The sequence below is a fragment of the Bacillus australimaris genome (genome assembly GCF_001307105.1).
Classification (GTDB): Bacteria; Bacillota; Bacilli; order Bacillales; family Bacillaceae; genus Bacillus; species Bacillus australimaris.
On the sequence record NZ_LGYN01000001.1, the window covers coordinates 210,513 to 222,746 of the forward strand.

Below are 12,234 nucleotides of genomic sequence, written 5' to 3' on the forward strand. Positions count from 1 at the left end.
TTTCAAGCAATAGTATACACCTTCGTACTGGTAAAGCAAAGGTAAAAAGCGTTTTTTATTAAAATAAAATATCAGCGTTTATAAATATAAAAAAGGATATAAAAAAATACTGTTGTTTCATCACAACAGTATTAAATATAATAGAAAAAAGTGATTAAAAATACATTTGAATCGTTTTCACTGCATCTTCTTGCATGATCACTTTTCCGTATTCTTTTAGCCGGTGAATGGTTAATGTCGTAGGCGAGCCAAACTCCGCTAAAATGGAAATGACTGTATCAGCAGATAGTTCTCCAACATCATCTAGGCTGAGATAATATTGGCCTTCATAATGGTAAACTGTACCCCCTAAAAGTCCAATGCGACTTAAACTATGGGACAGTTGAATCACATCTTCAAACGAGGCAAATTGATAGAGCACATGCTTGCTCTCGTCGAGCTTGACTTGCATCTCAATGTAATCTTCATCAAACTCATCATCAGCATCTTCCTGCTGACTCTTTGTGACAATGACGACCATCCCCTGCGCCTGAAGAGAAAATACTTCAACAGCAATCGGTCCATTCGCTTCAAAACCGAGCTCCTGATTCGCTTCGTTCATCATGTCTTTAAACAGCTGATGGACTTTGAACGAATCTTTCCAAAGGTCTTCTTTCGTAAGACCCCGGTCTGTCAGGTCATCTAGTGTGAGAAAAATTTTAATTTTATTATAATTCAGACGCTCCAGTCGCATAACGTTCCCTCCTGCCTCTTCTAAACACACATCATACTGTAGTATATGAGATGATGAGTCATAGGTTCTTAATTTTGTATTCAGTTTACACTGTGTCAAGACGGAAGACAAGCATGAAGCTATGCTTACGGTGACTTTTATGGAAAATATTGAGGGTGCAGCAATTTATTGCGTTTTTAGGGGCATTAAATAGATCAGATGGGTTTCTGGTTCTGCCCCGAGGCGCATAGGAATCTTTGTCGTTCCGTAGCCATTACTAATGAGAAAAAACGCGCCTTTGACCTGTCCTGTTCTTCCTTTTTCATACGGGCCAAATTTCCCAATTCGGATCTGCCCCCCGTGTGTATGACCGCTCAGCACAAGATCGATCCCCTCTTCTTCACTCATCAAATGATGCACATCTGGATTGTGTGACAAGAGAATATTTACATCACCTTTCACATACTCAGGTCGTATCGCTTCATAATCTGCTTTTTCAAGCCGAATATCATCAATTCCTCCGACTTTGATTTGCTGTCCTTCGAAGTTCCATACAGCCGTTTCATTTTGCAAAGTCGTGACATCGTATGCATGAAGAATCTCTTTAAACTTTTGCTGATGCAGCTCATGATCATTATTTCCCCAAACAAAATAAACCGGCGCAATTCTTGATAAACGTTTCACATTTTCTTCAATCCTTGCATAGGGTACACCTTTTTCTGCTAAATCCCCGCCGATCATAATCACATCTGGCTTTTCCTGTCTAACTTCTGCTAATAAGGTATCACTGATGAGGCGTCTATGTGTATCAGAAATAAAGAAAATAACTGCAGGTTGATCTGATTGAAGTGCTTCTATTGTAAAGTAGTGCTTTTTGATGTTGTTTTGTTTCGCTGTTTTCACCATTTTTGCCGTTACACATACACCTGTTGTAACAGCCGCAATGGCAGCAGTAAATCCGATGGCATATTTCATCACAAATGGCTCCCTTACATATCTTTCTCTGATAAGACGCTTGAATGAAAAAAGACGTTTCAACTGTTAAACGTCTTTTTTCTCATTTATTTACTTTCATAATAGAGATTAATGTCATATTGACTCTGCATATAGTGAAAAACCGCCTCACGCTCTTTCCACTGATTCAATTGAGGCCATAATTCTGTGCTTTTTTGTATAATTTCACATCTAAGCCGATGATATTCATCCTCAGCCTTCTCTTCTTTTTTCTTATAGTAATAAGAAGCGTAAAAAGCAAACACCTCCGCCATGATCCAAAACAAAAATACTTCATGACCAAGCAGTGTTGCAATCATCGCTTCCGGCTGAAGTGAGCCTTTCGAATTGGCCAATATCACAAAATAAAACAAAAGAACCGCCAGCGATAGAAGGGCTGTCCATTGCCACCTTTTACACTGCTTGGCAAAGCCCTCATATTTGTACTTTCTTTTAATTAATGTTTCCATCATTTTCTGTGTGGGCTGATCCATATAGCGGCTGATTGCGTGCAATGTCATCACATACACCCTGTCCCTTTTTTCTACATATGTATGTGCTACTTCATTGATTCATGTCAGGTGATTAGTTTTCTAGTGGGATATTCAACACTTGACCGCTATACACACTGTTGCCTTTCAAGTGATTATAGGCTCTAATTTTCTCTTCACCCGAACGGTTTTTGTAATACTTCATGGAGATTCTGTACAGGTTTTCCTCTGGGCCAACCGTGTGCTGTACGACACGAACTGGTTTTTCTTCCTGCTTTTTTTTCTCTTCCGCTTCTTTTCGTTTTTTCTCTTCTTGTTGCTTTTGCAGGGCTAGCTGCTGCTGTTCACGCTTTTTGGCAGCTTCGGCTTTTTCCCGTTCTTTTTCTTTAGCTGCTTGTTCACGCTCTTCTTTCTCTTTAGCAGCTTTTTCTTTTTTCTTCTGCTCTGCTTTTTCCTTCGATTGCTGCTTTTCTTTTTCTTCTTCTTTCTTTTGCTTCTCATCATCAGACGCGTCCGCTTTATCAGCGCTTGAGTCATTTTTCGTTTCGACAAGTGCTGATGGGACTGGGTCTGTGTCAGCACTTGAAGAAGAATCAATATTATATACATCTTGATTATTATTATGGTTAATTTCCTTTGACGTGTAATAGATCAAAAGGAAGAACACCGTGATGACGATAATAGGAAAAATAATAGCCAATGTTGTAAATAATGGATTGCGCACCTTTTTCGTGCGCTGTTTTTTATATTCATGGAAATCTTCTCGTGTAGGAAAGTGAGAATCATCTGAAGGATGTACTTTTTCTTCAAGAATTTCCTCTCCATCATCGTCATGGATGTTTGTCAGCTGCTCCTTCTTTCTCTTCTTTCTCTTCATTCTCGACATTTCTTCCATGTTCATCCCTCCCCCTATATTTCAAACGAATTTGACAAGCAAACACGAAGTCAATGACAAAATGAGTCATGACAGGAACAAATAAATTCCCAGTCCACTCGTATAAAAGTCCTAAAAAAATACTAATGGAAACCACAAGGATAAACAAGAGTATTTTTGATAAATAGCGAAAGTGAAGGAGCGCAAACACAATACTGGCAATCTCCAATCCAAATTGCTGTTGGACGATCCCGCGGAATAGTATTTCCTCTGAAAAGGCGATGAGCAGTGTTAACCACACAATATGCAGGAAGCTGCGGTTTTTAAACATTTTTTCATTTAAGCCGCCATCATCATACATATGAGCAGGAAATACCTTCATGACAATCCCATCTACAATTATGACAAGCAAAGCGCCGCCAATTCCATAAGTCAGTATTCGCATATCATGGATCGACCAAAGGGATGTGAAATCTGTCCAATGATCGAACATAAAAATACCTAGTAAAAAAGAAATGATCAGCATCAGCAGCTGCGTAAAATACAGCTGTTCTACGACTTGTCGATCGGTTAATTTTTCGATGATTCGGCGATGTTGTTCAATCAATGCTGCGCCTCTTTTGTCAGATGAAACATACGATCCAGCTCAGTCTTCCAGTGTTTCATTTCATTCAGCTCCAATGGTTGATCTTTTTTTTCATAAAGAGACAGGTCAATTCCGCAAGAAGAGCAGCATGTATTAGAGGACTCATCCTCCGTTTGATCAAGCTGTTCGTCAAAGTATGATAACAGAGATTGTCTAAAGCAGCCATGACCTGTGATCCGCTCCTTAAATTGCCACACTTTCCTCAGTTTTTCTGTTTGTCTGTCCTGCAATTTCTCTTTCAGAGTCATGTGGAGCACGCGAGGCTGTTCTGACTGATGCATCATGTAATAATGTGTCAGCATTCTTGCACGCGTCTCCTGAAGGCCTGATTCCATTAATTGATCACGTAATTTTTTTTCATCATTTGTCTGCATTTGTGTCAGCCTAGCTAAGAAGAAATCAATTTCTGGATCATCAAAGCCTTCTGTTTGTATTAAATGCTGTTGAATATCCGCATCCTCTTCTGTATACAAAAGAATGCTCACACTATTATTCCCGTCCCGTCCTGCTCTTCCAATTTCCTGCATAAATGCTTCAATGGATTGAGGCGGGCTCATATGAATGACAAATCGTATATCTGCTTTATCAATTCCCATTCCAAAAGCACTTGTACAGCAAATGAGGTCAAGCTGACCGCTGATAAATTGCTGCTGAATGAGCATGCGGTCTCCAGCATCCATTCCGCCATGATAAAACTCTACACGCTGATGAGTTTTTTGTTTCATAAAAAGCGCCATATCTTCTGTCATTTGCCGGGTTGGGCAATAAATCAGGCCGGGTCCTTGCAAGAATTCCACAAGTTCTATGGCTCGTTTCTCTTTTGCTTCTTTTGTTTCGTGCGTTTCTTTGACTAATGCGATATTCGGGCGGTTGACAGAATGAATATGAAAGTCTGGATGCTGCAGTCTTAACGTTTGCACCGTATCTTTTAGCGTTTGTTTCGTTGCTGTTGCCGTCAGTGCTAAGGCAACTGGATGCCCTAATGCTTCTCTCCATTCTCCCAGCTTGGAATATTCCGGACGGAAATCATGCCCCCATTCAGATATGCAGTGGGCTTCATCGACGACAAACAGACCAATATGCATCGACTTGAGCTGTTCTAGGAGCACCTCTGACATTAATGCCTCAGGCGCGACGAATAAAAATTTATATGATGGCAAATGCCGAATGATATGTCGTCTCTCCTGAAAAGACAATGTGCTGTTAAGTGCCGCCACTCGTTTTTCCCCGCGCATTTTCATTCGTTCAACTTGGTCCTCCATCAGCGATAAAAGCGGCGAAATAATGAGAACTAATCCTTCTGACATATACCCAGGAATTTGATAGCAAATGGACTTCCCGCCGCCAGTAGGTAACATGGCAACCGTATCTTTTTGATTCAGTACACTTTGAATAATGTCCTCTTGACCTGCTTTAAATGAGTCGTAACCAAAATATCGCATGAGCGTCTGATGAAGCTTATCCATTTGCTTTCACCATCCTTGTCAGTGCCAATCGTATTTGAAAATAAGTAAATGGATGTTCGAGTTTTTCTTTAATCAGCTTCATTTTATTTGTTTGAAGCTCCCTGGCTACTGCATGGATCGCCTGCTGCTCTTCTGCGCTGACATACGGCTCTACCGAAAAGCTTGGCTCATGTATGGACAGCTCGACAATATGGTCTTCGATCGTTGCCTTTTTTAATGAACGAATGTGAGCAATCTGATCAATCCCAAACCCTTTTTGCACAAGCTCAAGTGTTTTGTGAGTAGAAGTTGTGAGCACGCGTTTGAATTCAAGATCACCAATGATCTGCTGCATCATCGGGGCCTCACCTTTTTGGGCAGATTGAATAAAATAATGGAGGACATTCCAAAAAAGCAGGTACACATACCACACATCTTCTTTTAGCCACTCTGCCATTTGCTGATACGTAAGTCCAATCCTTTCATTTGAGGTCAATGAATAAACAAAGATCAGTGCGTCTTGATCACTTATATCAGCAAGGAGCTTATCGAGTTCATGATGCAGATTTTCTGAAAGCTTTTTCTTCTGGTGGTGCTGCTTTAAGAAGGACTTCGTCCAGCTTTGCACCGATACATCTCTTTGTATTGGGATATACTGATGCGATCCAGCCATATGGTGTGAAAGCACTTGTACAAGTAAAGAAAGTCTCATCCACAGCACCTTAGCTTTATCATGATACTTGGCACCATGAAAGTAAGCAGGCATCGGTTTTTGTGTGAAATGATGTGTTAGCATACGCTGTCCTTCATCTGTAACAGTGAATGTCTCTCCTGTTTTTATCATGTAGTGCTTTTCATCAAGCTTTATTAAAGAGCGATTCAGCTGATCCCTCTTAAACCCCGGGTAACAGCCAAAGTACTTTGCAAGCTGAAACAAACTGGCATCCTGTATCGTTTGTGATGATTTTTTTCCTTTAAAAAGATGGTAGACAGCACTAATGGAGCGTTCGCCGTTCAATTTATGTACGCTGTCCATTAACATGACATCCAAGTAATGAAGAGTCATTCGTCAAAGCACCTGTCTTCCTGACAAAATTCGAATATTTTCTCCCTTTATTTTAACAGATTTCATAGAAGAAGAAATGTTTAAACTCAATTTATGGGGGAAAGTTATGAACAAACCCTTATGTGATAAGCATTCTCAATCACTTTACAGTTGAAATGTTAAATTAAAATCATTACAATAAGGTTTGAGGAAATTGTTTTTATCGGTGAAACTAATAAGGTTAGACCATTTGTTCCATCGAACAATCTGGGAGGTATTTTTTTAACATGGCAAAATATACAATTGTAGACAAAGACACATGTATTGCTTGCGGCGCATGCGGTGCAGCTGCTCCAGACATTTATGATTATGATGATGAAGGCATTGCATTTGTTACGCTTGATGACAACCAAGGGACTGTAGAAGTTCCAGAAGTACTTGAAGAAGATATGCTTGATGCATTTGAAGGATGTCCAACGGATTCAATTAAAGTTGCGGACGAATCTTTCGAGGGTGACCCGCTTAAGCACGAATAGTATAAAAGCCCCTTATACAGGGGCTTTTTTTATATTAACTATTTTGAAGTCCGCGTTTATTTTCAAACCATGGACGCATTTTCACAAAAATGAAGCTGAATACGATCGTAATGATCATTCCTTTAATAAGATTAAAAGGCAATATCCCTGCTGTGATTGTCGTCTTTAGCACATGATCAGAAAGTTGAGGCGCATTTAAAAACCATGTGTAAGCCGGTATAAACAGGAAGTAATTTAAAATGCTCATTATCACAGTCATGAGCAACGTACCCAGGATCATAGACCATGCAATTCCCTTGGCGGATTTAATTTTTTTGAAAATGAAGGCCACTGGTAAAATGAACAATACACCTGCTGTAAAGTTCGCTACTTGATCAACAGGAACACCAGACATACTGCCATGAATGAGATAATGCAGTACATTTTTTAATGCCTCCACTGCAATCCCAGCACCCGGACCATAAATTAAAATCGCAATAATCGCAGGAATATCGCTGAAATCAATTTTCAAATATCCTGGAAGCCCAGGGAACGGGAAATTTAATAACATTAAAACAAATGAAATACTGCTAAGCATACTGATAACAACTAAACGCTTTACTTTACTATGATTCAACATTCTCTCTCCTTTTCGATCAAATCTTTCGAAAAGAGGATTGTTCAATTTTAGCCACAAAAAAACCGCTCTTAAAGATAGGAGCGGGGAAATTGGGCTAGACAAATAAACGTGTGAACAGCAATGTTTTCAACGTTTATGAACCTCCATCTTCTCCCATCCAGACTATACTGTCGGCTTCGGAATCACACCGAATCCTGCCAAAAAAGGCTCGCGGGCTTAGAGACTATGCTCATCACCGCCGGTAGGGAATTACACCCTGCCCCGAAGATTGATCATTATTCAATTCGACATCATTATATATGATATATGAGCATTTGTACAGATAAAAATCCTGAGCAATTTCGTCAGTTTTAAGAAATCGTAAAAAAACCAAAAATTATAATGACAAATGCGTAAAAATTGGTTATCTTTTGTTTAAAGGTGTTCATTCTTTATAAAGACACAAAGAAATGTTCGTGTTTCCTTTTTCACTTTACTGCTTTAATTTGATTGACACAGTGAAAAGGAATATGGTAAATTATCAGATATTTATGACGTTTATTTTAGGAGGAAATCTTACGATGTTTCGAGTATTAGTCTCAGATAAGATGAGCAATGATGGTCTTCTACCACTTTTAGAATCAGATTTTGTTGAAATTGTTCAAAAGAATGTAACAGAAGCAGAAGATGAATTACACACGTTTGATGCCTTACTTGTCAGAAGTGCCACGAAAGTAACGAAAGAGCTTTATGAAAAAATGACTTCATTAAAAATTGTTGGCCGTGCTGGTGTCGGAGTAGACAATATTGACATTGATGAAGCGACTAAGCATGGTGTGATCGTCATCAATGCACCAAACGGTAATACGATCTCAACAGCTGAGCATACTTTTGCCATGATTTCATCACTCATGCGTCATATTCCGCAAGCGAATATTTCTGTCAAATCAAAAGAGTGGAACAGAGGCGCATATGTCGGTGCAGAGCTTTACGGTAAATCTCTCGGGATTGTTGGTTTAGGCAGAATTGGAAGCGAAATCGCTCAGCGTGCTAGAGCATTTGGCATGACAGTCAACGTGTTTGACCCATTTCTTACAAAGGAACGTGCAGAAAAAATTGGCGTCAATGCGAAGTCATTGGATGAAGTACTCGAAGTATCAGACATTATTACTGTACATACTCCATTAACAAAAGAAACTAGAGGACTTCTTAATAAAGAAACCATTGCAAAAACGAAAAAAGGAGTTCGCCTTGTAAACTGTGCGCGCGGCGGAATTATTGACGAAGCTGACCTTCTTGAAGCACTGGAAAGCGGCCATGTCGCTGGAGCTGCACTCGATGTATTTGAGGTAGAACCTCCTACTGATAACCCGCTCGTGGATCATCCGCACGTCATTGCGACTCCGCATCTTGGTGCATCAACAAAAGAAGCACAATTAAATGTGGCGGCGCAAGTATCTGAAGAAGTCCTTCAATTTGCAAAAGGTCTTCCTGTCATGTCATCTATTAATCTACCAGCGATGACAAAAGACGAGTTCAAAAAAATTCAGCCTTATCATCAATTTGCAGGTAAACTTGGACGTCTTGTCTCTCAATCGATGAGAGAACCTGTGAAAGAAGTGAGTATTTCTTATGAAGGCTCTATTTCAAAACTCGAAACATCCTTTATCACAAAAAGTCTCCTGTCAGGCTTTTTAAAAGAGCGCGTCGATTCGACTGTAAACGAAGTAAATGCTGGAATGGTGGCAAAAGAGCGCGGCATTAGCTTTAGTGAAAAAATTTCTTCTAGCGAATCTGGTTACGAAAACAGCATTTCCATTGAAGTCAAAGGTGATCTTTCAACCTTCACTTTAAAAGCAACCTACATCCCGCATCTAGGAGAACGCGTTGTTTCTATTAATGGATTTAATATTGATTTTTATCCAGATGGACACCTTGTCTACATCCAACATACAGATGCACCTGGTGTAATTGGTAAGGTTGGGCAGATTTTAGGCGACCATGATGTCAACATTGCGACCATGCAGGTAGGACGTAAAGAAAAAGGCGGCGAAGCCATTATGATGCTTTCTTTCGACAAACATCTTGAGGACGAAATTGTGAAAAAATTAACTGAAGTGCATGATATTCTTTCTGTCCGCCTGATTGATCTATAAAAAATACATTAACAAAGTGCTAAAATGATCTTTTATTTTAGCACTTTGTTTTCTTTTTAACGTGATAGAAATCCTTTGGCCAAGCTACTTTTACATTCGTAAACACCAGCATGCAGAACTTTCAATGATGAGGGTTTGTCTACATACTGAAACCTCATGCAAAAGCATGAGGTTTATTTTGTTGGAATGATTAAACGGTCTCCCGTTTGAATGAGGTGAGTCGTAAGCTCATTCATCTTTTTCAATTGTGCCACAGTCATCTCGTGCGCTTTAGCAATGGACCAGAGAGTGTCTCCTTGCTTAATGACATATGTATCTTTTTCATGTCCGTTTACATAAAGAGCCGGCTCTTTGAAACGATCCATCGCAATGATTGTGAGCGGATCTACCGCATCTTCTTTGCTGACTGACCAATTGCCGCGATGCACCTCAAAATGCAAATGAGTGCCTCTAGAGGCTCCTGTGTTGCCGATAACACCAATCGGCTGTCCTGCTTGTACATGCTCCCCTTTTTTAACAAAACGCTTGTGTAAATGAGCATAGACGGTTTCGTATCCGTTTGGATGCTGAATAAATACAACTTCTCCATATGTAGCTGACACATATGAACGAGAGACCATCCCTTCACTTGCAGCAAAAATGGATTCTCCTTCTGGCGCAGCTATATCTAATCCCTTGTGTGAGCCACCTCTTGTCCCAAATAGGTCAGTGACTTCTCCTTTCACTGGCTCCACCCATTCGTTTTTCTTCTGTGCATGGGCAAATGGAGCTAAGATCAAGAGCAAAAAACAACTGGCACCTATGAAGCAATACCTTTTCATTAGTGTCTCCCCTTCTTTGAGGTTCTTTTCATGACAGCTTAGTATACAGCAAGGAGGTCACTTTCTATACATCAAAAAAGAACGCAATGAATTGCGTCCTTTAACGTTCTTTTATGACAACTGGATTCGGCAGAGCCGGCACCTCTATTGGTTCATTTAATTCATATGGGCCTACTTGTTTCGTTCCTGTATGTTCGATTGTGACATCTGTAAAACCAAAATCTTTCGCTGTGAGCAGCAGACCTTCAATGAGTAGAATATGATCAATTGAGTCCGATAATTGCGCTGATGCTCCAAACGTAATGGTCACATGCTTTCCTTTTGAGGTCACTTCTTTAATCGGTTCTTCTTTTATTAGCGGATCAAGTCCAGAATCGCTGGTCCGTTTCATGGCCTCTACCGCATCCTTATAAGAAGAATAATGTGTTTTTGATGGCACTAAAAAAGTCCCACTCTTATTTTCTAATACATAATAAGCGTGCTTTGTTTGTTTATCAATCGATACCTTTCCAATGTTTCCATACGCCCCTAATTGAAGTTGAGAGCCTTTGATTGTCTTGACTTCCACTTGCTTATATTGGCTCCATTTCAGCGTTTCTTTTACCATATCTTTAAATCGGTTGGCTTCTTTTAACGTATCAAGGGACAACTCATTTTTTAACTGAAAAATGAGTGTATTCCCTTTTTCACGAAGATCCACCATTTCAAGATAAGATGGAAGAGGCTTTGTCATTTCAGGCAGCTGCACTTGTTCATATGTGTTCATCATTTCCTGTAAATGATTACTTTCATTCTCTTTTTCAATACTAATGGGGACCACTTGAGATGTCGATTCATCTATGTATGCAACCGTCATATACTTTTGCTTGTCTTCATGAGAAACAACATGCGCGGACCCGTTTGCCTGTTTCACCGACTCTAATGTAGCATTGACCTGTCCTTTGTCAGCCATTGAATCCATTTCTACTTGCTTCTTATGTTCCTGAGCAGCCTGCTGAAATAAATGAGGAGAAATCAAAAACGCCATAAATAAAACCACAACGGTTGCTACCGCTGGACCGATCCATCTGACATTTTTCTTTTTCTTCCCGCTTGCCATCAGCATCTGCTGGTATATCTGCTTAGATGAACGGTTGTCCTCCACCTTTGGAAGCTGACTTAGTAACACCTTGATTCGTTCTTCGCTCCAATCGGACCTGTTCGTTTTCATTCACTAGCTCCTCCTTCAAAAGCTCCATATGTTTTCGGAGCACTTTCAGGCCTCGGTGCTGCGTTGTTTTGACTTTGCTTTCCGAGAACTTTAGCGCCTTTGCCGTCTCCATGATTGAGTAGCCCTGGATAAACCTTAAAATGATGACAGCTCTTTGATCTATTGTACAATGATCAAGTGCAGCATAAATTTCTTTTGTATTTTCATCCTGTACAGCCAGCTCGTCTGGGAGCAAATCTGGATCTTTGACATCCTGCTTATCCCAATCAAACGTGCCGAGCACCCGTTGTCTTATGGTTTGCTGTTTGCGAAACCAGTCAATCGCCACATGCCTTGCAATTGAAAACAGCCATGTTTTCTCGCTGCTTCTTCCTTCAAAAGTTTTATATGAGTGAAGTACCCGAATGTAAACCTCCTGTACGAGATCCTCTGCCTGATTTTTATCTTTAACCATATAAAATAAAAACTGGTACAAATCTTGATGGTACGAATCATATATTTTTTGAAAGGTTTCATGCATAGGAAACCCCTCCGTTCACTTATTTTTGTCGAGTGACTCTTACAAAACGTTACATTACAACTTTATGACAAATATATTACAAGTTCGGCAATTTGGAAAGGGCTTTTAGTTTAACTTCTCCTTAAAAATATGAAAATAAAAAAACACTTCATTTTCTTTCGAAAAGAAGTGTTTCTCATGTAACAAG

Annotated in this window: 13 protein-coding genes and 1 riboswitch; of the genes, 2 read left to right on the forward strand and 11 right to left on the reverse strand. The window is 39.8% G+C overall.

Annotated features, from left to right (window positions below; translation table 11 throughout):
- Positions 1–154: 154 nt before the first annotated feature.
- From AKG37_RS01090 to AKG37_RS01120, 7 genes are all read right to left on the reverse strand, one after another.
- Positions 155–733, reverse strand: a complete 579-nt coding sequence (locus AKG37_RS01090) for a genetic competence negative regulator (protein ID WP_024428080.1) — start codon at positions 731–733, stop codon at positions 155–157.
- A gap of 165 nt (positions 734–898) precedes the next feature.
- Complete coding sequence (locus tag AKG37_RS01095; protein ID WP_060697200.1) at positions 899–1,687, reverse strand: metallophosphoesterase; 789 nt, start codon at positions 1,685–1,687, stop codon at positions 899–901.
- Positions 1,688–1,773: 86 nt separating this feature from the next.
- Complete coding sequence (locus AKG37_RS01100; protein ID WP_060697201.1) at positions 1,774–2,226, reverse strand: DUF2663 family protein; 453 nt, start codon at positions 2,224–2,226, stop codon at positions 1,774–1,776.
- A 64-nt stretch (positions 2,227–2,290) separates the two neighbouring features.
- Positions 2,291–3,091 carry a LysM peptidoglycan-binding domain-containing protein gene (locus AKG37_RS01105; protein WP_060697202.1) on the reverse strand — a complete coding sequence of 267 codons (801 nt, stop codon included), beginning with the start codon at positions 3,089–3,091 and terminating at the stop codon, positions 2,291–2,293.
- Positions 3,027–3,677 carry a CPBP family intramembrane glutamic endopeptidase gene (locus AKG37_RS01110; RefSeq protein WP_060697203.1) on the reverse strand — a complete coding sequence of 217 codons (651 nt, stop codon included), beginning with the start codon at positions 3,675–3,677 and terminating at the stop codon, positions 3,027–3,029. Before AKG37_RS01110 ends, AKG37_RS01105 begins: the two co-directional genes overlap by 65 nt.
- On the reverse strand, positions 3,674–5,182 hold the full coding sequence (locus AKG37_RS01115; RefSeq protein WP_060697204.1) for a RecQ family ATP-dependent DNA helicase: 1,509 nt from the start codon (positions 5,180–5,182) through the stop codon (positions 3,674–3,676). Before AKG37_RS01115 ends, AKG37_RS01110 begins: the two co-directional genes overlap by 4 nt.
- A complete protein-coding gene (locus AKG37_RS01120) occupies positions 5,175–6,227 on the reverse strand; it encodes a YpbB family protein (RefSeq protein ID WP_060697205.1) in 1,053 nt (350 codons plus the stop codon). Before AKG37_RS01120 ends, AKG37_RS01115 begins: the two co-directional genes overlap by 8 nt.
- Before the next feature lie 266 nt (positions 6,228–6,493).
- Here AKG37_RS01120 and AKG37_RS01125 point away from each other — a divergent pair, with 266 nt between their 5' ends.
- On the forward strand, positions 6,494–6,742 hold the full coding sequence (locus tag AKG37_RS01125) for a ferredoxin (protein ID WP_003215700.1): 249 nt from the start codon (positions 6,494–6,496) through the stop codon (positions 6,740–6,742).
- Between the two features lie 34 nt (positions 6,743–6,776).
- On the opposite strand, the gene AKG37_RS01130 is transcribed toward AKG37_RS01125, so the two are convergent.
- Positions 6,777–7,361 (reverse strand): ECF transporter S component, encoded by a 585-nt coding sequence (locus AKG37_RS01130; protein ID WP_060697206.1) that lies wholly within the window; start codon positions 7,359–7,361, stop codon positions 6,777–6,779.
- A 141-nt stretch (positions 7,362–7,502) separates the two neighbouring features.
- Positions 7,503–7,634: riboswitch (FMN riboswitch) on the reverse strand.
- Between the two features lie 287 nt (positions 7,635–7,921).
- Between AKG37_RS01130 and serA the strand changes: the two genes are divergently transcribed.
- Positions 7,922–9,496, forward strand: coding sequence for a phosphoglycerate dehydrogenase (serA, locus tag AKG37_RS01135; RefSeq protein ID WP_060697207.1), 1,575 nt, complete (start codon positions 7,922–7,924; stop codon positions 9,494–9,496).
- A gap of 173 nt (positions 9,497–9,669) precedes the next feature.
- Here the strand turns inward: serA and AKG37_RS01140 are convergent, their stop codons facing one another.
- From AKG37_RS01140 to sigX, 3 genes are all read right to left on the reverse strand, one after another.
- Positions 9,670–10,317 carry a peptidoglycan DD-metalloendopeptidase family protein gene (locus AKG37_RS01140; RefSeq protein ID WP_060697208.1) on the reverse strand — a complete coding sequence of 216 codons (648 nt, stop codon included), beginning with the start codon at positions 10,315–10,317 and terminating at the stop codon, positions 9,670–9,672.
- Between the two features lie 100 nt (positions 10,318–10,417).
- On the reverse strand, positions 10,418–11,527 hold the full coding sequence (locus AKG37_RS01145) for a hypothetical protein (protein WP_060697209.1): 1,110 nt from the start codon (positions 11,525–11,527) through the stop codon (positions 10,418–10,420).
- On the reverse strand, positions 11,439–12,047 hold the full coding sequence (gene sigX / locus AKG37_RS01150; RefSeq protein WP_024422837.1) for an RNA polymerase sigma factor SigX: 609 nt from the start codon (positions 12,045–12,047) through the stop codon (positions 11,439–11,441). Before sigX ends, AKG37_RS01145 begins: the two co-directional genes overlap by 89 nt.
- Between the last annotated feature and the right edge of the window lie 187 nt (positions 12,048–12,234).